At 75.1% G+C, this 24,771-nt stretch carries 24 protein-coding genes; 16 read left to right on the top strand and 8 right to left on the bottom strand.

The genetic code is table 11. The annotated features are described in order from the left end of the window. The first annotated feature begins 182 nt into the window (after window positions 1-182). On the top strand, window positions 183-1,694 hold the full coding sequence (locus IE287_RS18075; protein ID WP_189850079.1) for a cryptochrome/photolyase family protein: 1,512 nt from the start codon (window positions 183-185) through the stop codon (window positions 1,692-1,694). A 139-nt stretch (window positions 1,695-1,833) separates the two neighbouring features. Beyond that, window positions 1,834-3,090 carry an NAD(P)/FAD-dependent oxidoreductase gene (locus IE287_RS18070; RefSeq protein WP_189850078.1) on the top strand — a complete coding sequence of 419 codons (1,257 nt, stop codon included), beginning with the start codon at window positions 1,834-1,836 and terminating at the stop codon, window positions 3,088-3,090. Window positions 3,091-3,276: 186 nt separating this feature from the next. On the opposite strand, the gene IE287_RS18065 is transcribed toward IE287_RS18070, so the two are convergent. After that, complete coding sequence (locus IE287_RS18065; protein ID WP_189850077.1) at window positions 3,277-3,669, bottom strand: hypothetical protein; 393 nt, start codon at window positions 3,667-3,669, stop codon at window positions 3,277-3,279. Window positions 3,670-4,191: 522 nt separating this feature from the next. Between IE287_RS18065 and sigK the strand changes: the two genes are divergently transcribed. After that, entirely contained in the window at window positions 4,192-4,758 is a 567-nt protein-coding gene (gene sigK, locus IE287_RS18060; RefSeq protein WP_189850076.1) for an ECF RNA polymerase sigma factor SigK, read from the top strand. Then, window positions 4,755-5,513 (top strand): anti-sigma factor, encoded by a 759-nt coding sequence (locus IE287_RS18055; protein WP_189850075.1) that lies wholly within the window; start codon window positions 4,755-4,757, stop codon window positions 5,511-5,513. The genes sigK and IE287_RS18055 overlap by 4 nt, the downstream gene beginning before the upstream one ends. A gap of 171 nt (window positions 5,514-5,684) precedes the next feature. Here the strand turns inward: IE287_RS18055 and IE287_RS18050 are convergent, their stop codons facing one another. Together IE287_RS18050 and IE287_RS18045 are read right to left on the bottom strand one after the other, a co-directional pair. Further along, window positions 5,685-5,828, bottom strand: coding sequence for a hypothetical protein (locus tag IE287_RS18050; protein ID WP_189850074.1), 144 nt, complete (start codon window positions 5,826-5,828; stop codon window positions 5,685-5,687). 161 nt (window positions 5,829-5,989) lie between these two features. Further along, window positions 5,990-6,169 carry a DUF6480 family protein gene (locus IE287_RS18045; RefSeq protein ID WP_189850073.1) on the bottom strand — a complete coding sequence of 60 codons (180 nt, stop codon included), beginning with the start codon at window positions 6,167-6,169 and terminating at the stop codon, window positions 5,990-5,992. Window positions 6,170-6,506: 337 nt separating this feature from the next. Here IE287_RS18045 and IE287_RS18040 point away from each other — a divergent pair, with 337 nt between their 5' ends. Beyond that, a complete protein-coding gene (locus IE287_RS18040; RefSeq protein WP_189850072.1) occupies window positions 6,507-7,664 on the top strand; it encodes a S1 family peptidase in 1,158 nt (385 codons plus the stop codon). A 153-nt stretch (window positions 7,665-7,817) separates the two neighbouring features. On the opposite strand, the gene IE287_RS18035 is transcribed toward IE287_RS18040, so the two are convergent. Together IE287_RS18035 and IE287_RS18030 are read right to left on the bottom strand one after the other, a co-directional pair. Continuing rightward, window positions 7,818-8,168, bottom strand: coding sequence for an ArsR/SmtB family transcription factor (locus tag IE287_RS18035; RefSeq protein WP_189850071.1), 351 nt, complete (start codon window positions 8,166-8,168; stop codon window positions 7,818-7,820). Window positions 8,169-8,562: 394 nt separating this feature from the next. Beyond that, window positions 8,563-8,901, bottom strand: a complete 339-nt coding sequence (locus IE287_RS18030) for a thioredoxin family protein (protein ID WP_189850070.1) — start codon at window positions 8,899-8,901, stop codon at window positions 8,563-8,565. Window positions 8,902-9,216: 315 nt separating this feature from the next. On the opposite strand from IE287_RS18030, the gene IE287_RS18025 reads away from it, so the two are divergent. The 6 genes from IE287_RS18025 (at window position 9,217) to IE287_RS18000 (ending at window position 14,653) form a co-directional block, all read left to right on the top strand. Beyond that, window positions 9,217-10,554, top strand: a complete 1,338-nt coding sequence (locus IE287_RS18025) for a hypothetical protein (protein ID WP_189850069.1) — start codon at window positions 9,217-9,219, stop codon at window positions 10,552-10,554. Between the two features lie 128 nt (window positions 10,555-10,682). Then, the gene (locus IE287_RS18020) at window positions 10,683-11,168 is read left to right on the top strand and encodes a hypothetical protein (protein WP_189850068.1); all 486 of its coding nucleotides are present in this window, start codon (window positions 10,683-10,685) and stop codon (window positions 11,166-11,168) included. A gap of 136 nt (window positions 11,169-11,304) precedes the next feature. Next, window positions 11,305-12,225: an acetaldehyde dehydrogenase (acetylating) gene (locus IE287_RS18015; RefSeq protein WP_229883552.1), complete on the top strand. Its 921-nt coding sequence runs from the start codon at window positions 11,305-11,307 to the stop codon at window positions 12,223-12,225. Between the two features lie 50 nt (window positions 12,226-12,275). Next, the gene (gene dmpG / locus IE287_RS18010) at window positions 12,276-13,316 is read left to right on the top strand and encodes a 4-hydroxy-2-oxovalerate aldolase (protein ID WP_373307860.1); all 1,041 of its coding nucleotides are present in this window, start codon (window positions 12,276-12,278) and stop codon (window positions 13,314-13,316) included. Continuing rightward, window positions 13,313-14,284 carry an ATP-grasp domain-containing protein gene (locus IE287_RS18005; protein WP_189850065.1) on the top strand — a complete coding sequence of 324 codons (972 nt, stop codon included), beginning with the start codon at window positions 13,313-13,315 and terminating at the stop codon, window positions 14,282-14,284. The genes dmpG and IE287_RS18005 overlap by 4 nt, the downstream gene beginning before the upstream one ends. Before the next feature lie 75 nt (window positions 14,285-14,359). Continuing rightward, window positions 14,360-14,653: a hypothetical protein gene (locus tag IE287_RS18000; RefSeq protein WP_189850064.1), complete on the top strand. Its 294-nt coding sequence runs from the start codon at window positions 14,360-14,362 to the stop codon at window positions 14,651-14,653. A gap of 74 nt (window positions 14,654-14,727) precedes the next feature. On the opposite strand, the gene IE287_RS17995 is transcribed toward IE287_RS18000, so the two are convergent. Continuing rightward, complete coding sequence (locus IE287_RS17995; protein ID WP_189850063.1) at window positions 14,728-16,959, bottom strand: FG-GAP repeat domain-containing protein; 2,232 nt, start codon at window positions 16,957-16,959, stop codon at window positions 14,728-14,730. 228 nt (window positions 16,960-17,187) lie between these two features. Then, window positions 17,188-17,802: a TetR/AcrR family transcriptional regulator gene (locus IE287_RS17990; protein ID WP_189850062.1), complete on the bottom strand. Its 615-nt coding sequence runs from the start codon at window positions 17,800-17,802 to the stop codon at window positions 17,188-17,190. A gap of 67 nt (window positions 17,803-17,869) precedes the next feature. On the opposite strand from IE287_RS17990, the gene IE287_RS17985 reads away from it, so the two are divergent. From IE287_RS17985 to IE287_RS17965, 5 genes are all read left to right on the top strand, one after another. Further along, window positions 17,870-19,408: an MFS transporter gene (locus tag IE287_RS17985; protein WP_189850061.1), complete on the top strand. Its 1,539-nt coding sequence runs from the start codon at window positions 17,870-17,872 to the stop codon at window positions 19,406-19,408. Further along, window positions 19,405-20,121 carry an SGNH/GDSL hydrolase family protein gene (locus tag IE287_RS17980; RefSeq protein WP_189850060.1) on the top strand — a complete coding sequence of 239 codons (717 nt, stop codon included), beginning with the start codon at window positions 19,405-19,407 and terminating at the stop codon, window positions 20,119-20,121. The genes IE287_RS17985 and IE287_RS17980 overlap by 4 nt, the downstream gene beginning before the upstream one ends. 426 nt (window positions 20,122-20,547) lie before the next feature. Continuing rightward, window positions 20,548-21,894, top strand: a complete 1,347-nt coding sequence (locus tag IE287_RS17975) for a discoidin domain-containing protein (protein ID WP_189850059.1) — start codon at window positions 20,548-20,550, stop codon at window positions 21,892-21,894. Further along, on the top strand, window positions 21,894-23,198 hold the full coding sequence (locus IE287_RS17970; RefSeq protein ID WP_189850058.1) for an MFS transporter: 1,305 nt from the start codon (window positions 21,894-21,896) through the stop codon (window positions 23,196-23,198). Before IE287_RS17975 ends, IE287_RS17970 begins: the two co-directional genes overlap by 1 nt. Beyond that, window positions 23,195-24,199: a TolB-like translocation protein gene (locus tag IE287_RS17965; RefSeq protein WP_189850057.1), complete on the top strand. Its 1,005-nt coding sequence runs from the start codon at window positions 23,195-23,197 to the stop codon at window positions 24,197-24,199. Before IE287_RS17970 ends, IE287_RS17965 begins: the two co-directional genes overlap by 4 nt. A 41-nt stretch (window positions 24,200-24,240) precedes the next feature. Here IE287_RS17965 and IE287_RS17960 read toward each other — a convergent pair whose 3' ends face one another. After that, window positions 24,241-24,687 (bottom strand): TIGR03618 family F420-dependent PPOX class oxidoreductase, encoded by a 447-nt coding sequence (locus tag IE287_RS17960; RefSeq protein WP_189850056.1) that lies wholly within the window; start codon window positions 24,685-24,687, stop codon window positions 24,241-24,243. Window positions 24,688-24,771: the final 84 nt, after the last annotated feature.

Genomic DNA, 24,771 nt, shown 5'->3' with positions numbered 1-24,771 from the left:
GGACGCCTCCATCCCGGCCGAGGCCCCACGCACCCGACCCGTCCGCCGACTCCACCGCGTCCGCCGCAGCCGACGCAGCCATTGCATCCGCCGCATCCGCCGGACGCATCCGCGGTGAAGGGGGAAGGGGCGGTGCGACGGAGCACCGCGTCCCCAGGCGCCCACGTACGGACGGATGCGGCATGACGCACACGCACTGGCTCTTCGGCGACCAGCTCGGGCCGTCCTTCCTCTCGCCGGACGAAGGCGGTCCGGACCGTGACGCGCCCGTGGTGATGATCGAGTCGCGGGCCGTCTTCCGGCGGCGCCGCTTCCACCGGGCCAAGGCGCACCTGATCCTCTCGGCGATGCGGCACCGCGCCGCCGAGCTCGGCGACCGGGTCACGTACGTGCGGGCCGACACCTACCGGGAAGGGCTGCGGAAGGCGGTGGGCCGCGGGCGGGTGACGGTGTGCCATCCGACCTCGCGGGCGGCGCTGCGCCTGGTGCGCTCGCTCGACCGCGTGACGGTGCTGCCGCCGCGCGGCTTCCTGGTCCGGCCGGAGGAGTTCGCCGCCTGGGCGGGCGGACAGCGCACGCTGCGCATGGAGGCCTTCTACCGGCAGGTCCGCCGCGACCACGACCTGCTGATGGAGGGCGACGAGCCCGCGGGAGGCACCTGGAACCTGGACCACGAGAACCGCCGGCCGCCGCCGCGCGGGGCGCGGACGCTCGGCGTGCCCGCGCCCCACCGCCCCCGGGAGGACGCGGTGGACGAGGAGGTCCGCCGCGACCTGGACCGCTGGGAGCGGGACGGGGACGTCTCCTTCGTCGGCCGCGACGGTCCGCGCTCCTTCCCGGCGGACCGCCGTGGGGCGCTGGCGGCGCTGCGGCGCTTCCTGAGCCACCGGCTCGCGGGGTTCGGGGCGTACGAGGACGCCGTGCTCGCCGGCGACGGCACGATGAGCCACAGCCTGCTGTCCTCGTCCCTGAACCTCGGGCTGCTCGACCCGGTCGAGTGCGTGGAGGGGGCGGTGGCGGCCTGGCGGGCGGGGGACGCGCCGCTCAACTCGGTCGAGGGGTTCGTCCGGCAGATCGCCGGCTGGCGCGAGTACGTGTGGCACCTGTACTGGTACTTCGGCGAGGAGTACCGGGCGTCGAACGCGCTCGGCCACACGGCCTCCCTGCCCGACTGGTGGGACGCCCTCGACGCGGACGCCGTGTCGGCCCGGTGCGTGGCGACGGCGCTGCGGCAGGTCCGGGACACCGGATGGACCCACCACATCCCGCGCCTGATGGTCCTCGGCAGTTACGCCCTCCAGCGCGGCTGGGACCCCGCCGCGGTGACGGACTGGTTCCACCGGAGCTTCGTCGACGGGTACGACTGGGTGATGCTGCCCAACGTGCTCGGGATGTCCCAGTACGCCGACGGCGGCAGGATGACGACGAAGCCGTACACCTCCGGCGGCGCCTACATCGACCGCATGAGCGACCTGTGCGGGCCCTGCCCCTACCGGCCGGACCGGCGCGTCGGCGAGGACGCCTGCCCGTTCACGGCGGGGTACTGGGCCTTCCTCCACCGGAACCGCGCCGCGTTCGGCCGCAACGCCCGCATGTCCCGGGCGGTGCGGGGCCTCGACAGGCTGCCGGACCTGGCCGCCCTCCTGGAGCAGGAGCGGGAGCGGCAGGACGTACGGGGGGACTCCCCGCCGTGACCGGCCCCGACGGGGCACGCGCCGAGGGGACGTGCGGGGGCGGGTCCGGTCGCGGCCGGAGATCGCGCGGAGAACGGAAAGACGGAAGACCGGAAGACCCGGAAGACCCGGAAGATCCGGGAGACGGAAAGAGGGCGGCATGCAGAAGGCGACGCACGACGGACCGTACGACGCGGTGGTCGTCGGGGCGGGGGCCGCGGGCCTCGCCTGCGCCGGCGACCTGTGCGCGGAGGGCCTGCGGGTCCTCCTCCTGGAGGCCGGTGACGCGCCCGGCGGGAGGATGCGCACCGACCGGGTGGCCGGATTCACCGCGGACCGCGGCTTCCAGGTCTTCAACACCTCGTACCCCCAGGTCAAGCGCCGCGTGGAACTCCGGGCGCTGCGACTGCGGCCGTTCACCCCCGGGGTGCTCGTCGACACCGGCGGCGGGCTGCGCCGGTTCACCGATCCCAGCCGGCGCCCGAAGGAGAGCGGGGACCTGCTCCGGGGGCGGCTCGCCTCCGGCCGCGACCTCCTCGCCCTGTCGGTCCTGTCGGCCCGCGACACCCTGGCGCCGGCGTCCGTGCTCCGGCGCGGCACCGACGGCACCACGCGCGAGGCCCTGGCCGCGGCGGGCGTCTCGCCCGACCTCGTGGAGACCTTCTTCCGCCCGTTCCTGTCCGGGGTGTTCCTGGAGGACCGGCTCGAGACCTCGGCGCGCTTCTTCCACCTGGTCTGGCGGAGCATGCTGCGCGGCACCCTCTGCCTGCCGGCCGAGGGGATCGGGGCGGTGCCCGCCCAGCTCGCCGCGCGGCTGCCGCGCCACGTGCTGCGGACCGGGACCCCGGTGGCCGCCCTGACGCCGGACGGCGTGGTCCTCGCGGACGGCGGCGAGGTGCCGTCGCGGGCCGTGGTCGTCGCCACCGGGCAGCGGGTCGCCGCCGGACTGCTGCCGGGGCTCCGCGTCCCGGAGGGCCGGATCGTGACCACGCTCTACCACGCGGCCGACCGGCCTCCGCTGGAGGAACCCGTCCTGGTCGTGGACTCCCGCCGCCGCTTCCTCAACACCTGCGTCCTCACCGCCGTCCAGCCGGGTTTCTCCACCGACGGCCGGGCCCTGGTGTCCACCTCGGTGCTCGGCTCCCCCGACACGGCGGAGACGGCCGCGGTCCTGCGCGCCCTGGGCGAGGTGTACGGCGCCGACACGAGCGGCTGGGAGCCGGTCCACCGGGTCACGGTCACCGACGCCCTGCCCGCGATGCCGGGCCCGACGCCGCTGTCCCGGACCGTGCGGTGGGCACCCGGCAGGTACGTGTGCGGGGACCACCGGGCCACCGGCTCCCTCCAGGGCGCCCTGTCCTCGGGGGCGCGGGCGGCACGGGCGGTCCTGGAGGACCTCGGGTCGGGCGCGGTCTGAGAGCGTTCGCCCCGCTCGGGGCAGGCGTTCACGGGGCAGACATTCCGCGGAGCACACGCCCGCAGGAGCGCCCGGCCCCCGTGGCACGCGTACCTCGGCACGCACGTCCCTGGTGACGTGCGTGCCGAGGTACGCGTGCCCCCGGTGGGGCCCGGGCCGGGCCTCACCGGGGTTCGGGTCCGTCGGTCACCGGTGGTGGCAGTCCCAGTGGCCCTTCACCCAGTGGTGGTCCCAGTGGGCGGGGACGTAGACCCACTTGTACGAGCGGTCGTGGCTCCAGTGGCCCTTGTGCCAGTCGCCCTGCTTGTCGTGATGGCCGGGGTGCCACGTCTTGTGGTGGACCCGCTTCTTCTCCCAGTGGCCCTTCACCCACTTCTTCTCCCAGTGCCCCTTCTTCCACTCGCACCGGTCGTGACGGTCGTGGTGGTCGTGACGGTCACCGGCCACGACGGTCGAGACGGACGTGGGCGCGGGTGCCGCGGTGGCCGTGCCGGACATGCCGAGCGCGGCGCCGCCTGCCAGCATTCCCGTCGCCGCGGCGCTCGCCACCAGACGACGGGCGCGCATGGACGCGGTCATCGGACGCACCTCCCTCGATGGATCGACTGCCTGAGCGCGCCGGGCGGTGCCGTTCGGTTCGGACGGCCCGCCCGCCGTGCGGGGTCACCAGGGGTTCGGAGCCCGGCCGCCCGCGGATGAGGAAGCGCCGGAATCGCGCACGGGAGCGGGGCGGGGCGGGAGCGGAGCCGTACGGAAGCGGGGCGGGGCGGCTCCGGCCCGGCGGTCGCCCCTCTCCTTCGGCCGGTCGCACGTATTCCTCGGCCGGTCATCCGCGCACGGGACGGCTACGAACCCCTCACACAGGAGGTTCCCGTCTCCGGGGAGCGGCCGTGGCCCTCGTATCGCCCTCGGCGTCCGGACACGGCCGTCGGAGAGCGCCGCGACGGACTCCCGTCCCGGCCTCGGCTCACCCGGTCGGCCCGGCCGCACGGCGCGACCGCGCCGGAGACGGCAGAGTCGGACCGGTCGGGCGGCCCAGGAGGGGCGGCCCGGCCGCACGGCCGGACGACGGGCCACCAGAGGCACGACGAGGGACGACCATTGCCTCACGCACCCGAGACGAACGCGCACCTCGACGCTCTCCTGCTCCGGGCGGCCGACGGCGACCGGAAGGCGTTCGCCGACGTGTACGACGCGCTGGCCCGGCCGGTGATGGGGCTGGCCTGCCGGATCCTGCGGGACGCCGGCCAGGCCGAGGAGGTGACCCAGGACGTCATGATCGAGGTGTGGCGGACGGCGGGCCGCTTCCGGCCCGACCTCGGCACGGCGAAGGCGTGGGTGCTCACCCTCGCCCACCGGCGCGCCGTGGACCGGGTGCGTTCCGTCCAGGCGAGCAGGGACCGCGAGGTGCGGGCCGGCATGCTGTCGGCGGACCGGGACTTCGACCAGGTCGCCGAGACCGTCGAGAACAGCGACGAGCGCCGCCGCGTCCACCACTGCCTGAAGGCCCTCGAACGCCTCCAGCGCGTGCCGCTGGTGCTCGCCTACTACCAGGGCATGACCTACGTCGAGGTGGCGCACGCGCTGTCCACGCCCGAGGGGACGGTCAAGTCCCGCATGCGCAAGGGCCTCGACCGGCTGCGCGCCTGCATGGAGGCCGGATCATGACGGCGCGGGAGGATCCGCACCTCGACGCCGCGGCGTACGTCCTGCACGCCCTGCCGCCCGCGGAGGAAGCCGCCTTCGAGAACCACCTCGCGGGCTGCGCGACCTGCCGCCGGGACGTGACCGCGCACGAGCGGACCGCCGCCCGGCTGGCGGCCGCCGAGGACGCCCCGGTTCCCGGGGAGCTGCGGGCGCGCGTCCTGGAGCGGGTCTCCCGCACCCCGCAGGAGCACCGGCCCCCCGCCCGCCCCCGCGGGCGCTCCCTCCGCCGAAGCGGCCTGCGTCTCGCGCTCGCGGCGAGCGTCGCGGCGGCGGCCGTGCTCGGCGCCGTCGCCGTCCGGGAGCACCAGGAGGCCGAGGAGGCCCGCTCCCAGGCGGCGCAGGCCCGGGAAGAGGCCCGCACCGCGGGCGGAGCCTTCGCGTACGTCCTCACCGCGCCCGACGCGACCGTGTACACCGGTGAGCTCTCCGACGGGACGCGGGCGGCGGTCGTCGTCTCCCGCGAGCGGGCCACGGCCGCGTTCACCGCCCGCGACCTCCCGACGCTGCCGAGCGACAAGGTGTACGAACTCTGGTACGCCGGGAAGGCCGGCGACCTGCGCCCGGCGGGCCTGCTGGAGGGCACCGGCGGGCGGGAGACCCGCGTCCTCGACAGCCCGCTGGGCGACGCGGTCGCCGTCGGCATCACCGTCGAGCCCTCGGGCGGCTCCGCCCAGCCCACCACCGAACCCCTGGGCGTCATCCCCATCGGCGCCTGAAGAGCGGATCCGCCGTCACCCGGGCGCGGGCCGGAGGGAGGGGCGGTGCGGCTGCCCGACGGGGCTCGGTCCGTGCCCGCGGGGACGCTCTCCCCAGGGGTGCCGTCCCGGGGGAGACCGCTGCCGTGCGCGTCGTGCCGCACCGTCAGCTCCCCGCGTCCGGTGGCGCGTTCAGTGTGCGCTCGCCCCCGCCTCGGCGTGGCGTCCCAGACGCTCGTAGCGCGAGTCGCCCTCCGCGGCGGCAGGGGGGAGGACGGTCCTGCGCGCCTCTTTCCTCGCCTCTTCCAGGAGGTGGAGGAATTCCTCGTCGGTCATGGCACTCACCACATCCGGTCGCGTCACCTTTCATTCGTTGCGGACGCCCTTCCGGATGACCGGTGGCGGGGCGGCGGCGCGGTCGCCGGCTGTGCGTCCGGCGCCTTCCCGGCCGCACGCGCCGGACGTCGGCGCGGCGCGGAGTCCCCGGCGCGGTTCCCTCAGAAGCCGAGGAACCGGAAGAGGAAGAAGAGGCTGCCGAGCACGGCACCGGCGACGATGAGGGAGACCCAGATCATCGGGTGCTCCCAGATGCCTCCGTCGGCGCCGTCCGGGTGGGCGGAGGACGTGGAGCCCTCCGCGGGCGGGGTCTCTTCGGGGGGTACGAACGGCACGCTCATGGCCACTCCCGGAAGTACGCGACGGCCCTCCGCCGTCGGGCCTCCACCGTCCCTCGCGGCGACCGCCGCCACCAGTCGCATCGATCGTGCATCGACCGGGAGGCGGCGCGAGGGGGAGGCGCGCGGGGGAAGGCACGAGGGGCGGGGCGCGCGGCGAGGGCCCGGGGAAAGGGCGGGCGCCCGGCCTCGCGGAGGGAGCCGGGGCGCGTTCCGGCTTCGCGCGCCGTCCCGGTAGGCCGAAATTTGGTATGGACCTGACAAGCAGAGCCCGCTAGCGTGTCGGTCGCGTTCCTTGAGAGCGCTCTCAGCGTTTGACTCCCCCACACCAGGAGGCCCCGTGAAACGCACCACCCCCCTGCGCGCAGCCCTCGCCGCCCTGCTCCTGACGGCCGGTCTGGGCGCGGCCCAGGCCGGCGCGGCGAACGCCGCCCCGGTTCCGGAAACCACCGCCGCGGCCCCCGCCTCGGCCGGACTGCTCGACGCGATGCACCGGGACCTCGGGCTCACCCCGGCCCAGGCCGAGGAGCGGCTGCGCGCCGAGAAGGCCGCCGCGGACGTGGAGAAGGCCGCCCGCGCCGGCGCCGGCGCCGCCTACGCCGGTTCGTGGTTCGACCCGGCGACGAGCAGGCTCGTCGTCGCCGTGACCGACCGGGCCGAGGAGGCGGAGGTGCGGGCCCTGGGCGCCGACACCCGGCTGGTCAGGCACAGCGCCGCGGCGCTGGACCGCGCCAAGGCCCGTCTCGACACGCTCCGCGCGCCCGCCGGGGTGGCCGGCTGGCACGTCGACCCGAGGTCCAACAGCGTGGTCGTCGACGTCGTGGGCACCGAACGGCGGACGGCCGCCGTGCGGTCCTACGTGGAGCGGGCCGAGGCCCTGGCCGGGGGCCTCGTCACCGTGGCGGAGACGGCCCAGGCACCCCGTACGTACGCGGCGGGCACCGTCGGCGGCGACCCGTACTACACCGGCAACGTCCGCTGTTCGATCGGCTTCTCCGTCCACGGCGGCTTCGTGACGGCCGGCCACTGCGGGCGGGCCGGTGCGGCGGTGCGCGGCTGGGACGGGTCCGCGATGGGCACCTTCCAGGGCTCGTCGTTCCCCGGTGACGACTACGCGTACGTCTCGATCCACAGCGGCTGGTGGACCGTGCCCGTGGTGCTCGGCTGGGGCACGGTGCCCGACCAGCTGGTGCGCGGCTCGGGCGAGGCGCCGGTCGGGGCGTCCGTCTGCCGCTCCGGCTCGACCACCCGCTGGCACTGCGGGACGGTCCTGGCGAAGAACCAGACGGTCAACTACAGCCAGGGTGCCGTGCACCAGATGACCAAGACCAGCGTCTGCGCCGAAGGCGGCGACTCCGGCGGCTCGTTCCTCAGCGGCGACCAGGCCCAGGGCGTCACCTCCGGCGGCTGGGGCAACTGCTCCTCCGGCGGCGAGACGTGGTTCCAGCCGGTCAACGAGATCCTGGGCCGGTACGGCCTGCGGCTCCACACCGCCTGAGCCCGGCTCCCGCGACCCGCTCCGGCCGGCCGGTCCCACCGGCCGGCCGGGGCGGGTCCGCCGTCAGGAGCGGGTCCGCCGTCCCGAACGGGTCCGCCGCCCCGAACGGGTCCGCCGCCCCGAACGGGTCCGCCGCCCGGAACGAGTCCGCCGTCAGGAGGGCGGCGGCGCGGCCGGCCCGGCCGCGTGGAGATCGGCGAGGAGTTCGGCCTGGCCCGCGAGCACGCCGGAGAGGATCGCCCGGGCCACCGCCAGCAGCTCGGCCACCTGGGGGCTGGTCAGCGAGTAGCACACCGCCGAGCCCTCGCGGCGCGCGACGACCAGGTTCGAGCGGCGCAGCACGGCGAGCTGCTGGGAGAGGTGGGCCGCTTCGACGTCGATCTCGGCGAGCAGCTCCGAGACCGCGTGCTCCCGCACGCTCAGGAGCTCCAGGACGCGAATGCGCACCGGGTGCCCGAGCGTCTTGAAGAACTCGGCCTTGAGTTGGTAGAGCGGCGCCTTCACCGGGACCTCCGGCCGGACCGCCCAGGGGCGTCGGGCGTGTGGTGCGGCCGTCGGCGCACGCGCGGCGCGCACCGCGTCCGTTCGGAACTGTTCACCATGGGGATCATCCTCGCGGCTCCGCGTCATCTCAACGGTCTCGACGGGACGGAGAGGCGATTCCCCGGACGCACCCGCGTCCGTACCCGTACCCCTGGCCGGAGACGCCGAACGCGAAATGCGGCATGCGGCACGCCGGGCGGGGGACGGGAGTCCCGGTCAGGCCTTCTCGACCACGCTCGACTTGAGCCGCATGGGGCCGAAGCCGTCGACCTCGCGGGCGAGGTTCTCGTCCATCCGGCGATCCCATGCCGACGGGAAGAGCGCCGCCCCGTGGGCCGGGGCGGCGCGCGGCCGGTCAGAGGTGCGGCTCCACGAGCTCCCGCAGCGCGGTGTCGCTCACGAGGCCCTCGGCGCGTGCCACCGCCTCGCCGTCCTTGAGGAGGACGTAGGAGGGGGCCCCGGTGACCTCGTACCGCCCGGTCGCGGCCGGGCAGCGCGTGATGTCGGTGCGGACGGCGGTCAGACGGCCCGCGCAGGCCTCGGCGAGGCCGGCCACGACGGGGTCCATGGTCCGGCACGGCTCGATCGCCTTGGGCCATGCCCCGGTGAAGTACGCGAGGACCGGGACGTCGCTCATCCGGAGGATGAAGTCGAACTCCGCGTCCTCACGGGGTTGGTGGACCCGCTTCGCCATGCACGCTCCTGAGCTGGTGTTCCGTCGTGGCCGCGTCCGGACGCGTCGGCGCGTCCGGAACCGTCCCATCATGCCCCGGGAAGGGGCGGCCGGGTGCCGTCCGCACCGGGGGCCGCCCCCGGTCGCGTGGGGGACGGTGGAGCGCACGGGGCCGGGGGCGGGAAGGCGGACCTGACAGACTCTCGCCCACCTCCCCGCCCCCGGCCCCGTGCGCTCCCGGGCGAGGCCGCAAAACCGACGCGACCCGCGCATTCATCTCATGTGATGATCACCCGGACGTGGATCATCACCGCATCCACGAGGGGGAGGAAGAACATGACCACGAGGGATGCGAACGGCATCGACCCGGCCGGTCCGAGCGGCCGGCTGCTCCACAAGGGAGACCTCGCGCACAACCCGGCGCCGCAGGCCATCGCCACGGACACGAAGAACGACCGGATCTTCGTCCTGCAGGTGGAGTCCACGACGGACAAGAGGCTCGGGCACCTGATACTCAACCGCTTCGATCGGACCACCGGCAAGCGCCTCGACCACATGCGGCTCATCGGATTCGGCCACGGGCTGTCCCTGGGCGCCGAAGCGGACGGCACCGACACCTATCTGTGGACCGAGTGCGGCCCGCTGCACATCGTGGACGCGGACGATCCGGCCAGGGCCTTCGCCGTCGGCACGACCGCCACGCGCTTCAAGTACGACCCTGTCAACACGCCCGTGCTCGACGCCGAGACCGCCGTGTTGCCGAGGTTCACACCGGCCGTCGGCAACACCGCCACCGGCCCGTCGTACGACCCCACGGTCGCGGCACCCACCGTCACCATCATGCACATCGAGGGCGAAGAGCGGCACTTCACCCGGTACGACGGGGCCTCGGCCAAGGCCGGCACCTGGAACCGGAGCGGCGAGCGCGTCACCCTTCCCCGCACGCAGCCGCACGCGACCGTCGCCCCCAGCCTGCCGCAGACGCCCGCTCTGGCGAAGAACCTCAGCTTCCAGGGCTTCCAGACCATCGGCGACGTCCTGTACGTGTACCAGTGGGCCAAGTTCGCCGTCGGCACCAACCCCGGGCACACCCTCCTGCGCAGGTTCTCCTGGACGACCGGGCTTCCGATCGACGCGGAACCGGTCCTCGTGACCGCCGCCCCCGGTCTGGTGCACCGCGAACCCGAGGGCCTCAGCGCCGAGATCGACCCGGCGACCGGCAAGCGCCGCCTGCTGTTCGGCTTCAGCAACACGATCCCCGGCGAGAAGTACGAACGCGACGTGACCATCTGCTGGTTCCCCGCCGAGGAGCCCGTCGAGGGCGTCCAGGTCCTGGGCGACTGGGAGGAGCTCGCCCTCGCCGGCGGTCTGACCGCCGCGGGCGAGGCCCCGCGCGTGCGGCTCGTCGCCGTCGCGGACACCACCTACCTGCAGTTCCGGGGCTCCTTCTCCGTCTCTCCCGGGGCGACGAAGGAGTTCAGGCTCGCGACGCTGCCGCACCGGCTGCGCCCGACGGTCCCCTTCCGGCACAACGCGCCCCGCAACAACAACAGCGGGCGCGCGATCTGCTCGATCGAGACCACCGTCACCGGTGAGCTGTGGGTGTACGGCGCGACCGCCGACAACGCGATCACCTGGGTCGACCTCAACAGCGTCTCCGGCGCCTGGCGCTGACGCCCCGCTCCGCACCGCGCCGCCCGGCGGCGCCCCTTCACCCCTCGCCGGCCTCTCGCCCCGTGTCCCCGACATCACCGAGAGACCGCCGCGACCCCACCGACCTCTTCGATCCGGAGGATCACCCCATGACCACGACCAGCCGTCGTTCCCTGCTCGCCGCGGCGCTCGCCGCCCCCGTCGCCGCCGTCGGCGTACCGCTCGCCACCGCGGCCCCGGCCGCCGCCGCGGACCCCCTCACGGGCTGCCAGACGGTCCAGGACTGGACGCCCGTCGCCCTGGAGCCGCCCGTCACGTTCGAGACCGGCGCCCCCCTGCAGGCCCGGATCGTCCGCATCGCCGGCACGCAGTTCCTCCAGCTGCGCGGTGTGGCGCTCACCGAGTTCACCGAGGACACCTACCTCGGCACCCTACCGGCAGCGGTCCGGCCGCCCAGGCTGACCCGCGGCATCGCGGCGCGCAACAACCACGAGGGCATCAGCGCGATCCGCGTCGAGGTGGGCACCGACGGACGCCTCAAGGCCTTCGGCACCAAGACGGCCGCGGGCCAGCCGCCGTCGACCAACCTCGTGCGCTGGATCCAGCTCGACTCCTTCTCGTCCGTCATCGGCTGAGTCGGCGGCGCCCCGGACTCCCGTCGCGTGGCGCGCCTCCTCCTGACCACCACCCGGGTAGGTTTCGTACAGATTCAGATCCTTCTGTATGGATTCTTCCCGTGCGGGGAGTGGCGTTCGAGGAGGGCATGACACGGTGTTGTCCACGTCGGGTGAGCACGTGCCGGGGGCCGGGGGGCCCGTCCGGGTCGCCGTCCTGGGGACGGGTGTGATCGGCCAGGACCTGGTGAGCAGGATCGGGCGTTCGCCGTGGCTGCGGTGCGGCCTGGTGGCCGGACGGGATCCGGATTCACCGGGGTTGCGCCGCGCGGCGGAGCGGGGCTGCCCGACCAGCGCGGACGGGATCCGGGCGGTGCTGGCGTCGGAGGAGCCGTTCGCGGTGGTCTTCGACGCCACCAGCGCGCTGTCCCACGCCGAGCACGCGCGGCTGCTGGCGCCGCTCGGCACCCTGCTGGTCGATCTGACCCCGAGCCGGCTGGGCCGGACGGTCGTGCCCGCGGTGACGGGGGTGACGCCCCCGGACTCCGGGAGCGTCAGCCTGATCAGCTGCGGCGGACAGGCGGCGATCCCCGTCGTGCACGCGCTGGCGCGGCGCTTCGACGTGCGGTACGTGGAGGTCGTCTCCACGGTGGCGTCGGTGGTCGCGGGGCGGGCCACGCGGCTCAACCTCGACGAGTACGTGGCGACGACGGCGGAGGCGGTCACCGCGTTCTCGGGGGTGTCCGACGCGAAGGCGATCCTCAACATCAGCCCGGCCGTCCCGCCGGCCGTCTTCCGGACCGCGGTGCACGCGGTCGCGCCCGGCGCGGACCCGGACGAGGTGCGGGCCGTGGCCGGCGAAACGGCCGAGCGGGTAAGGGCGTTCGCGCCGGGGTACCGCGTGGTGGCCTGTACGGCGTCCGACGGCCGGGTGGTGGTCTGCGTGGAGGTGACGGCGGCCGGGGACGTGCTGCCGGCGTACGCGGGCAACCTGGACATCATCGACGCGGCGGCCGTGCTGGTGGCCGAGCGGCACGCGGCCCGGGCGGCGGCCGGGGCGGAGGTGGTGTCGGCATGAACTCCGGTACCCCTGACGCGCATTCACCCACGGACTCCGCGAGGAGCACCGTGGTGGTCCACGACGCCACGCTCCGGGACGGTCAGCACGCGGTGGCGCACCGGCTCGGCGTGGCCGAGCTGCGCGGGTACGCCGAGGCGGCCGACGCGGCGGGCGTCCCGGTGGTGGAGGTCGGGCACGGCCTCGGCCTCGGCGCCTCGTCCCTCCAGGCGGGGCGGGCCGCGGTGAGCGACGACGTGATGCTGTCGACCGTCAGGGAGGCCCTGCGGCACAGCCGGATGGCGGTGTTCCTGCTGCCGGGCTGGGGCACCTCCGCCGACCTGGACAGGGCGGTCGCCCACGGGGCCGACGTGGTCCGCATCGGCGTCCACTGCACGGAGGCGACCCTCGCCGAGCGGCACATCGGACACCTGAGGGAGCGCGGCACGGAGGCGTACGGGGTCCTGATGATGTCCCACATGGCCTCGCCCGGCCGACTCGCCGAGGAGGCGGCCCTGTTGGCCGAGTACGGGGCGAGCGGGGTCGGCATCATGGACTCCGCGGGTCACCTGCTCCCCGACGACGTGGCCGAGCGGATCGGCGCGATCGCCGGAGCGGTCGACGTGCCGGTCGTCTTCCACGGGCACGACAACCTGGGCTGCGCCGTGGCGAACTCGCTCGCGGCCGCCCGCGCCGGAGCGGGCGTCGTCGACGCCTGTGCCCGGGGATTCGGGGCCGGGGCGGGCAACACCCGCCTGGAGGTGCTGGTGCCGGTGCTGGAGCGGACCGGCTTCGCCACCGGCGTCGATCTCTACGGGGTCCTGGACGCGGCCGAGTTCGCCGGGCGCGCGTTCGTCCCCGCCCCGCCGTTCCCGGACTCCGCCGGCATCGTCGGCGGTCTGGCCGGGGTGGTCGCGGCGTTCCGGCAGCACGTCCTGCGCCACGCGCTGCCGGCGGGGGTCGACCCGCGGGACGTCTTCTTCGAACTGGGCCGGCGGCAGGCCGTCGCCGGCCAGGAGGACCTGATCGTCGACGTCGTCGCCGAGTTGAGCAGCAGCGGGCGTGCGCGGACGGGCGCGCACGCGGACGAGCGCAAGGAGGGCACAGCATGAGCACCGATCGGCCGCAGGCCGCCAGGGTGGCCCTGGTCACCACCGAGCACCTGGCCCGGAACGGCTGGCAGGACCCGGACACCGGGCCGCTGCGCGACGCCCTCGTGCGCCGCGGCGTCGACGCCCGCGTCGTGTACTGGTACGACGAGGCGCTCGACTGGGGGCGGTTCGACCTCGTCGTCCTGCGTTCGCCCTGGGACCTGTTCGTCCTCTACCCCGAGCACCTGGTGCCGTGGGCCGTCGACGTGTCCCAGCGCAGCACCGTCCTCAATCCCCCCGCCGTCATGCGCCAGGTCCTCGACAAGCGCTACCTCGCACGGCTCGCGGCGGCGGGCGTGCCGACGGTGCCGACGGTGTTCGCCGAACCCGGCGGCCCGGACGGTCCGTTCACCGTGCCGCCCGGCGAGTTCGTCGTGAAGCCGGTGACGTCGGGCGGGGCGCGGGCCACCGCGCGGTACCGCCCGCACGAGTCGGCCGCCGCCCTGGCCCACGTCGCCTACCTCCACCGGCGCGGGGAGACGGCGATGGTGCAGCCGTACGTGCCGGCGATCGAGACCCTGGGCGAGGTGAACCTGGTCTTCTTCGACGGCTCCTACGACCACGCCGTCGTCAAGGAGCCCGCCCTGAGGCCCGGCGTCCCCTTCGACGGGGCCCATCCCGTCCACCCCGGGCCGCGCGCCCACCGGCCGACCCCGGCCGAACTGGACGTCGCGTACGCCGCCCTCGCCGCCTTCGCCCCGGCGGGACCGCTGCTCTCCGCCCGGGTGGACCTGCTCCACGACGAGCACGGCGAGCCGATGGTGCTGGAGCTCGAACTCGTCACCCCCGCCCTCTTCCTGGCCCACTCCCCCGGGGCGGTGGACCGCTACGCCCAGGCGATCCGCCGTCACCTGTCCCCGCCCGCGACCGAGCCTCCCCCGGGTTCCCCGGGACGGGGACGGGCCGCCGAACCGATGATCACACCGTGAGATCGGCCGATCACCGAGGGCTGGGATGACGGCCGTCGCCGCAGTCGTGCGGCGGATCGAGACAGGGACATCCACATGGCCGTCATCGTCAGCTTCGACTTCCCCGGCGCAGGACGGGAGCTCTGCGACGAAGTCATCGCACGCGTGACCCGGGGCCGGGGCTTCACGTGCTTCGCGGACCTGCCGAACACGGGACTCCTCTCCCACGCGGCGGGGCCGGTCGACGGGGGGTTCCGGGTGACCGAGGTCTGGGAGAGCGAGGAGGCCCTCGCCACGCACGCGCGGACCTTCGCCCCGGTCCTGGCGGACCTCGGCCACGCGGACGTCGAGCCCACGGTCTTCCCCGCGCACCACTTCGTCGTGCGGTAGCCGTACGGGGAACCAGCGGGGGTCCTTCCCCCGCCCGCTCCGCACGCGAGCGGGAAGGGAAGGACCCCCGGCCGTCAGGAGACGCTGGTGAACGCGGTGCCCTCGCCCGCGTACAGGTCGGTGCCCAGGCGGGTGAACGTGCCGGAGGCCGTACCGTTCGAACGGTAGACGTACGTGGCGTTCGCCCCGTAGGCCACGAGGTCCGGGCGGCCGTCGTTGTCCGCGTCGCCCCCGCCCACGAGCTGGCTGAAGACCTGCCAGCCGCCGCCGATCTGCACGCGTCCCGCGAAGCCTCCGGCGCCGTTGCCCTGGTAGAGCCAGAGGACGCCGTCCGTGTCGCGGGCGACGAGGTCCCCGGCGGCCGAGCCGGCGATGTTCCCCACGGCGGTGAGCTGGTTGTAGACCTGCCAGCCGCCGCCGACCTTGACGCGGGTGTCGTAGGGCCGGGAGAGGTCGCCGGTGCCCTTGTAGAACCACAGCGTCCCGGAGGTGTCGGAGGCGAGGAGGTCGGAGCGGCCGTCGCCGTTCAGGTCCGAGCCGCCGGTCAGGTGGCGGTAGACCTGCCAGCCGCCGCCGACCTGCACGCGGGAGGTGAAGGTGCCGTCGCCCTTGCCGAGGTAGCGCCACAGCATGCCGGTGCCGTCGACGGCGACGAGGTCGGCGTGGGCGGCGCCGCCGAGGTTCCCGACGGCCTCGATCTGCTGGTACGTGTTCCACCCGGAGCCGATCCGGGCGCGCTCGGCGGTCGCGATCCTTCCGTCCGCGGGCCGCTCCAGCAGGTCGTCGCGCCACAGGACGCCGGAGGCGTCGCGGGCCAGCACGTCAGTGGAGCCGTTGTTCGAGTAGTCGTGCGCGTTGGCCGCGCGGGTGAGGGTCAGCTGCCCGGTCCACGGCACGGTGTCGCCGGAGTGGTTGTGCAGCTCCGCCTCGGCCGACACCGTGTAGGCGCCGTTCGGCGCGTCGACGCCGTCGACGAGGCCGTCCCACTCGAGGGAGAAGTTCCCGTCCTCGGCGGGGGAGGCCGGGAAGTCCACGTACTCCTTGCCCGTGGCCACGTGGGTCAGCCGGACGAGCAGGAAGGCGTCGGGACGCGACAGCGTCCAGCTCATCGCCACCTTGCCGCCGGTGCTCTCCAGGTCGACCGTCGCGGGCACCTCGGCCCGGTCGATCGTCAGGGGCTCGGTGCTCTCCGGGGCCGCCAGCTTCCCGGTGACGGCCGGGGCGCCGTCCGCGCCGGCCGCGACCCGGAACAGCCCCTCGTCGCCCGCGGTCAGGGCGCCCTGGAGCACCAGGGTGCCGTCGCCCGGGGTCAGCACGGAGGACCCGTGCTCGGCGAGGACCCGGGTCTCGCCGGTGGTCAGGTCGACGGCCTTCGCCTCCTTCGAGGAGCTCGAAGGGTTGCCGTAGACCAGCCACGAGCCGAGGAGACCCGCGTACGCCAGGCTGTCGCGGGCGCCCAGGACGGTCTTCTTCCGCTCCTTCGTGGTGCGGTCGACGGAGGTGACGTACAGGCCGGAGGCGCTGTCGTAGTCGACCCAGGCCACGTGCGAGCCGGAGAACTGCAGGGTGCTGAAGTCGTAGCCGGACTCGATCGAGGCGTACGTCTCCGTCACCGCCCCCGACGTCAGGTCGACCAGGGCGCGGCCGCCGGTCCGCGCGTCCTGCGGGCCGGTCGCGTACCCGACGAGCACCTTGCCGTCCCGGGCCTTCGAGGCGAGGAGGTCGGTGGCGTCGCCCGGCAGGCCCGTGACCTCGCGGGTGGTCGTCCCGGCACCGTCCTTGGTGACGATGTGGAGCTTTGCCGTGCCGTCGGCCTTCCGGAACTGCGCGAGCAGGCTGTTCGGGCCGAGGACGGCGACGTGGAAGCCGTTCATCGGCCGGAGGTCGATCTCCACCGCCGGCGCGGAGGGGTCGGCCATGTTCCGCAGGCCGATCACGTCCATCTCGGCGGTCCAGCTCGCGTTGCCGAGCGCGACCACGTCGCCGCCGCCGATGTCCCAGCCCTCGGGCTCGCCGAGCGGCACCGGGGCGCTCCCGTCGAACGGCGTCCACAGCAGCGACCTGTCGCCCGCGCGGCTGAAGGAGTAGGTGAGGAAGCCGGAGGGCCCGAGGCCACCGAGTTCGGCGGCCTCCCCGATGACGGGGAGCGCCTCGCCCTGTGCGGCCGGGAGGGCGGCGGGGGCGGCGGCCGGGGCCGCCGCGAAGGCGACCGGCGCCGTGGCGAGCGTGCCGGCGCCGAGGCCCGTGACGGCGAGGGCCGTCGTGACGGCGAGGGCGAGGCGGGTGCCGGCGGTGCGGTGCTGCAAGTGAACCCCTTCGGAAGAGCGACCGGGCACGGATGTGTCCGTGCGCGGTCAGACCCGTGAGGGGTTCGCATGGTTGTACGGAAGATCGCAACTTCCTTGCGCGTCCGCCCGGTTCGGCCGCCTCCCGGTCCCCCCTCCCCCTTTCCCGCTCACACGGGTGCGACGCGGGGGGGCGCGCCGGGAGGGGCGAGGGGGCGCGGTGGTCACCGGGCGGTGGGGGTTCCTTCGTCACGCATCCTGGGCGGGGAGGCCCAGGATCGCGCGCATGCCGCGCAGGGCCCACTCCTCCGTGCGGTCGTCGCCGTGCAGGAGCCGGGCCGGGGTGATGCCGGCGGCGAGGGACTCCAGGCCGTAGACGACCTGGGGGGCGTCCGTCCCGGGCGGGAGGCCTCCCGCGGCGACGGCGGTCTCGACGTCGTGGCGCAGGGTGTCCCTCCAGCGGGCGCGGCCCTCGGCGATGCGGTCGTGGACCGCGCCGGTGCGGCCGTCGTAGTCGTAGGTGACCTGGGTGAGCAGACAGCCCCCCGGGTAGCCGGGGTCGGCGGCGTAGCGCACCCAGGCCGCGCAGGCGGCCAGCAGGCGCGGCAGGCCCGCGTCCACGTGCCGCACGGGCAGCCAGACGCGGACCCGGAAGTCCTCCATGACCAGCTCCACCGTCTCCAGCTGGAGCTTCTCCTTGCTGCGGAACTGGCCGATCACCCCGGCCTTGCTCATCCCGAGCCGGTCGGCGAGCCGGCCGATGGTCACGCTGTCCAGGCCCTCCGCGGAGGCCACTTCCGCGGCGGCGCGCAGCACCGCCCGCCGGGTCTCGAGGGCTGCCTGGGCCGATGCACGTCCTGCCATGCCCGTCAGCTTAGCAAACGACCGTACGCCATTGACGTACGAACGATCGTATTCTTAAATCCTCGCCATGACGCCCTCCAGCTCTGCCCGCCGGGCCTCGCTCGCCCTGTCCCTCGCCTGTGCGGGCACCTTCCTGAGCTTCCTCGACGCCACCGTGACCAACCTCGCGGTGCCGGCGATCACCGACGACTTCGACCTCCCGCTGACGACCGCCTCCTGGGTCGCGACCGCCTACGTGATCCCCTTCGCCGCCCTGCTCGCCCCCGCCGGACCGCTGGCCGACGCGGTGGGCCGGGCCCGTCTCTTCCTGATCGGCGTCGCCGCCTTCACGGCGTCGTCGCTGCTGATCGCCCTGGCCCCGAACCTGCCCGTGCTCCTCGGTGCCCGCGCCGCCCAGGGCCTGGCGGCGGCGCTGCTGGTGCCCGCCTCGCTGGCCCTGGTCCTCGCGGAGATCCCCGCCGAGCGCAGACGGGCCGCGATCGGCGTGTGGAGCGCGGCCGGCGCGCTCGCCGCCGCCGCGGGCCCCGCCGTCGGCGGCGTCCTGGTGGAGGTGCTCGACTGGCGGGCGCTCTTCTGCCTCAACCTGCCCGTCGGCGTCTGGGTGCTGGCCGCCGGAAGGAAGCTGCCGGCCGGGGAGCCCCGCACCGGCCGGGCGCCCGACCTCGCGGGCGGCCTGCTGCTCGCGCTCGCCGTCGGGGCGGCGGTGTACGGGCTCACCCAGGGCCCCGATCACGGCTGGTCGTCCGCGCACGTCCCGGTCGCCGCCGGGGTCGCCCTGGCCGCGGGCGCGGGCACGGTGGCGCGGGCCCTGCGGCATCCGCGGCCTGCGCTGCGCCTCGACCTCTTCCGCGGCCGGAGCTTCGCCGTGGCCGGCGGCGTCTCCCTCGCGTACGGCGCCGCGCTGTTCACCACGATGCTGCTCGGCGTGCTCTTCCTGACCGGGGCCTGGGGCTACTCCGCCCTGGAGGCGGGCCTGGCGATGAGCCCGGCGGCGCTCGTCACCGCCGTGGTCGGCGTCGGCATCGGGCGGCTCCCCGTCCCCCTCCCGCCGCGCACGCTGGTGGCGGCCGGCTCGGCCCTCGTCGCCGCCTCGACGGGCGTCCTGGCCCTGCTCATCGACACCGAGCCCCGCTTCTGGTCGCTCTGGCTCCCGGCCGGGGCGGTGATGGGCGCCGGCGTCGGCATGGCCACCGTCGGCATCTCCAGCGCCGCCGCGCTCTCGGTCGCGCCCGGCCACTTCGCCGCCGCGACGGGCACGGTCATGGCGGCCCGCCAGGTCGGCGGCGGTCTCGGCATCGCCGCCACGGCCGTGATCATCGCCGAGGTCGCGGGCACCGGAGCGGAGCCGTACGCCGCCGCGTACGGGTTCGCCACCGCCGTCGGCGCGACGGCCGCGCTCGGCGGGCTCGCCCTGCGCGACACGCCTCCGGGCCCCACCCCGCCCGCGGAGCCGGGCACGAGCCCGGCTCCGAACCGCTCCCCCGCTCCGCACCGGAGCTCCTCCCCGCCCCCGAACCAGGCCCCGACCCCGATCCCGGGCACGCGGCAGAGCCCGGGCCCCGCCGGCCCGGCCGCGGCCCCCGTCCTCGAAGGAGAGCAGCGATGACCACCACCCGGACGGACCGGACCCTCCCCCCGGACCACGCCGCCGAGGCGTCCGACCCGCACTGCGTCGAGCCGGACGCCGCCGCCGAGCTGCTCCGCGGACTGCCGTGGAACCGACTCGCCGTGCTCGGCGACAGCGTCACCGCCGGCGTGATGGACCCCCTCCCCGGCTACCGCCACCGCTCCTTCGCCGACCGCTTCGCCGACGCCCTCGCCGCCACCCGGCCCGGCTTCGCCTCGGTCAACCTGGCCGAGCCGTACCTCTTCCTCGACGAGATCCGGGACCGGCAGCTCGTCCCCGCGCTGGAGTTCGAGCCGGACGTGGTGATGGTGAGCGCGGGCGGCAACGACGCCTTCCGCGACTTCGACCCCGAGGCGCTGCGGACCGGGCTGGCCTCGCTGCTCACGCCGCTGGCCGAGAGCGGCGCCCTCGTCGTCACCATCGGCCTCTTCGACCTGGCCCGGTCGGGCCTCGTCCCGGCGGAGCACGCCGGGAGGATGGCCCGCCGCTTCGACGAGCTCGACCGCGTCACCGCCGGCCTGGCCGGTTCGCTCGGCGGCGTCCACGTCGACGCCCACCACCACCCGCTCGCCACCGACCCCGGCCTCTACGCCGCCGACGGCATCCACGCCAACGCCCGGGGCCACGCGGTCGCCTTCGCCGCCATCACGCGCACCCTGGCCCGGCACCCGTCCGACGACGCGACCGGCTGACCCCCGCCCACGCGGCCGACCCCGCCCCAGGGCCCGTCGCCGTCGACGCCTCCGCCGAGGCCGTCGCCCCGGCGTCACCCCGCCGTCACCTCGCCGTTCCGCCCTGGTCACGGGCGGGACGACGGGGTGACGGAGCGTCATAAACCTTTGCGCCCAGGCCCGTTCGCGCACTGGTAGGAAACCTTCCTGTCCGCTAGCATCCCCGCAGCGGCTCGGCGCGGCGGCCCCACCACGAGGACGTGACGCGCTCAGCGAGAGCTCTGACCCGGCCGCCGAGCACCACTCCGTCCGTGCGACGCCCCCTACCCCGCGCGGCCGGCCGTCCGTGCGCGCCGCCGTACCGCGCGGCGCGGACGGCGCGCTCCGTGGTGCCCCGTGCCGGTGCCCAGCTCTCGCCCACACCCTCAGGCCAGGGAGCCCTCAGGCATGCACCTGTTCGCCACCGCCCCACCTCGCCGCACCAGGACCGCCACCCCCCTGCCGCTCGTCCTCGCCGCCGTGCTGCTGCTCGTCGGCGGACTCCTCCTCGCCCTCCCGGACCGGGCCGGCGCCGTCGCCGACCCGCTGATCTCGCAGGGCCGTCCGGCGACCTCCTCCTCCGTCGAGGACGCCACCTTCGGCCCCGAGAAGGCCTTCGACGGCGTCTCCACCACCCGCTGGGCCAGCGCCGAAGGCGTCGACCCCCAGTGGATCCGGGTGGACCTCGGGCCCTCGGCCACCGTCTCCCGCGTCAAGCTCGTCTGGGAGGCGGCCTACGCGAAGGCGTACCGGGTCGAGATCTCCGCCGACGGCACCACCTGGACCCGCCTCGCCACCGAGACCGCCGGCAACGGCGGCACGGACGACTGGACCGGGCTGACCGGCTCCGGCCGCTACCTGCGCGTCCACGGAACCGCGCGGGGCACCTCGTACGGCTACTCGCTCTGGACGGTCGAGGTGTACGGCACCGCCTCCACCACGCCCCCGCCCACCGGCGCCTTCACGGTCGTCGCGGCCGGTGACATCGCCGCCCAGTGCACCGCCTCCAGCAGCTCCTGCGCCCACCCCAAGACCGCCGCCCTGGCGCAGCGGATCGCACCGTCCTTCTACCTGACGATGGGCGACAACCAGTACGACGACGCCCTGCTGTCCGACTTCCGCGCCTACTACGACAAGTCCTGGGGCGCGTTCAAGGCGCAGACCCGTCCCGTGCCCGGCAACCACGAGACGTACGACCCGGCGGGTTCGCTCGCCGGCTACAAGGCCTACTTCGGCTCGATCGCCTACCCGCAGGGCAAGCCCTACTACAGCTACGACCAGGGCAACTGGCACTTCGTCGCCCTCGACTCCAACTCCTTCGACGACGCCGCGCAGATCCAGTGGCTCAAGGACGACCTCGCCCGCACCACCAAGGGCTGCGTCGCCGCCTACTTCCACCACCCGCTGTACTCGTCCGGCGGCCACGGCAACGACCCCGTATCCAAGCCCGTCTGGCAGATCCTGTACGCCGCCAAGGCCGACCTCGTCCTCAACGGGCACGACCACCACTACGAGCGCTTCGCCCCGCAGGACCCGGACGGGCGGGCCACCGCCGACGGCATCGTCGAGATCGTCGGGGGCATGGGCGGCGCCGAGCCGTACGACATCGAGACCGTCCAGCCCCACAGCCAGAAGCGGATCAGCGGACCCTACGGCGTCCTGAAGCTGAGCTTCACCGACACCACCTACACCTGGCAGTACGTCGGGACCGACGACCAGGTCAAGGACTCCGCCCCGACCTACACCTGCCACTGATGTACCTCGCGACCACCGGTCGCCCCGACGCGCCGCCCGCCCCCGCGGGGATCCGGCGGCGCGTCCCGGGCACCGTCCTCGCCCTGGGCACGGTCAGTCTGGTCACCGACGTCTCCTCGGAGATGGTGACGGCCGTCCTGCCGCTCTACCTGGTCCTCGGACTCGGCCTCTCCCCGCTCCAGTTCGGACTGCTCGACGGCCTGTCGACCGGGGCCACCGCCCTCGTGCGGCTCCTCGGCGGCACCGCCGCCGACCGCGGCGGACGGCACAAGACGGTCGGCGGCATCGGCTACGCCCTGTCCGCCGCCTCCCGGCTCGGCCTGCTCCTCGCGGGCGGCGCCACCGGCTGGATCGCCGGCGCCATCGGCGCCGACCGGCTCGGCAAGGGCGTCCGCACCGCCCCGCGCGACGCCCTCATCACCCTGCACAGTCCGCCGGAGGACCTGGGGCGGGCCTTCGGCACGCACCGCGCCATGGACACGACCGGCGCCCTGCTCGGGCCCCTGGCCGCCTTCGCCCTGCTGTGGGCGACGGCCGACGCGTACGACGCCGTCTTCGCCGTCAGCTTCTGCGTCGGGGCCTTCGGGGTCCTGCTGTGGCTGCTGTTCGTCCCCGGCCGGGCCCGCGTCCCGCTCGCCCCGCGGCCGGCCGCTCCGGCGCCGCCCCGAGGACGCTGCGGGCTCCCCGCCGCCCTGCGCTCGCCGGGCTACCGGCGGATCGTGCTGTGCGCCGGGCTCCTCGGGGCCGCCACGATCGGCGACTCCTTCCTCTACCTGCTGCTCCAGCACCGGCTCGACCTCGACCCCACCTGGTTCCCCGTCCTGCCGCTCGGCGCCGCCGCCGTCTTCCTGCTGCTCGCCGTCCCGGCCGGCCGCCTCGCCGACCGCCTCGGGCGGCGCGGCCCCCTCCTGTACGGGCACGGGGCCCTGCTGCTCGCCTACGGGCTGCTGCTGGCCCCGCTGCCCGACCCGGTGGTCCTGCCGGGCGTCCTGGTCCTGCTCGGCCTGTTCTACGCCGCGACCGACGGCGTGCTGATGGCGCTGACCGGTCCCTTCCTGGTCGAGGGGCGGGAGGCCGGCGGGCTGGCGCTCGTGCAGACCGCGCAGGCGCTCGCCCGGCTCGGCGCCGCCGTCGCGTTCGGCGCCGTCTGGACCGCGGCCGGCCCGCGGACCGCGCTGGTCGCGGCCCTCGTCGCGCTCGCCGCCGCCGTCTGCTGCTCCGCGCGCCTGCTGCCCCGGGGCGTCGCGGCCCGGACCGGGCCGCCGCCCCTCCCCGAGCCCTCCGAGAGGACCGACCGCCCATGACCGCACCGACCGGCGCCTCGCCCCGCACCCGGGTCTGGATCGTCGTCCTCGCGCTCCTGCTGCTCGGCGGCGGGGCCACGGCCTACGCCCTGCGGGCCGCGTCCGGCCGCGAGGCCGCCGCCACCCGGCCCGCCGACCCCGGCTTCACCCTCGCCGGGGGCACCGGCGCGCTCTACGTCCGGGACACCGCGACCGGGCGCGTCGCCCGCCCGGACCCGTCCGCGCCCGGCGGCCGGACGGCCGGCGGCCCGGTCTGCGACCGCTTCCACGCCGCCGCCGACACCGCCCTCTGCCTCCGGCGGCGGCCCGGCGTCCCGGCCCGCTCGTACGTCATCGTGCTCGACCGGCAGCTGCGCGAGGTGCGCCGGATGGGCCTGCCGGGCATCCCCAGCCGGGCGCGGGTCTCCGCCTCCGGGAACATGCTCGCCTGGACGATGTTCGCGACCGGGGACTCCTACGCCCGCTCGTCCTTCTCCACCCGCACCTCCGTCCTCGACCTGCGCACCGGCTACCTGATCAAGAACATCGAGCAGATCCCGCTGACCCTCGGCGGCCGGCGCCACCACGCGCCCGACGTGAACTACTGGGGCGTCAGCTTCGCGGCGGACGACAACCGCTTCTACGCCACGGTCTCCACGGAGGGCCGCACCCACCTCGTCGAGGGCGACATGGCGAACTGGTCGGCCCGAACCCTCCGCGAGAACGTCGAGTGCCCGTCGCTCTCCCCCGACGGCACCCGCCTCGCCTTCAAGAAGCGCGTCTCCGCCGGCCCCGAGGAGCCGTGGCGGCTGTACGTGTACGACCTCGCCACCGGTCGCGAGCACCCGGTCGCCGAGCGGCGCGGCATCGACGACCAGGCGCTGTGGACGGACGGGAAGACCCTCGCGTACGGCTACGGCGGCGGAGTCTGGTCGGTGCCGGCCGACGGCACGGGGACGCCGCGCCTGCTGGCCCCGGCCGCCTCCTCCCCGACGGTCGTCCGCCCGGCGCCGGCGCCCTGAGGCCCCGCCCCGCGCGGGAGTCCGGCCGCTCCGGCGTCCGGTCAGGGCGCGGGGACCGGGCCTCCGGGGCGGAACCGCTCGACACCGACGATGTGGCGCACCTTGACCGGGCGCACGATCACCGCGACGCGCCGCTCTCCCGGCATGAGCCACTCGTAGCGGTCGGCGCCGAGGTACTTGCGGGCCATCCGGTCCATGCGCGCGTGCGCCTCGGGGCCCTCGACGAAACGGGACACCACGCCGCTGATCTGGACGCGGTCGAGGGGGTTCGCGGTGTCGGCGTGCGAGAGGTAGACGCGGGGGTCGCGCCGCAGGTTCTCCTCCTTCACCCGGCCCACGGAGGTGTTGAAGGTCAGCTCCGCATCCCCCTCCAGGTCCACCCACATGGGGCTGACCTGGGGTGCCCCGTCGGCGAACACGGTTCCCACGTACCAGATGTGAGGGGCTCTCAGCCGGGCGCGGACGGCTTCGTCCAGAGTCGGATCCATCCCGGGAGGCTACCGGCCGCGGCGGCCCCGGGGACGGGGTTCGCCGGAGGCCGGGTGTCGCGGCCGGGCGGGGACGCGGCCGCG

Source organism: Streptomyces omiyaensis (assembly GCF_014650895.1).
In the GTDB taxonomy this organism is placed as follows: domain Bacteria; phylum Actinomycetota; class Actinomycetes; order Streptomycetales; family Streptomycetaceae; genus Streptomyces; species Streptomyces omiyaensis.
The sequence above is the reverse complement of the archived record's forward strand: the minus strand, read 5'-3'. Positions and strand labels throughout refer to the sequence as shown.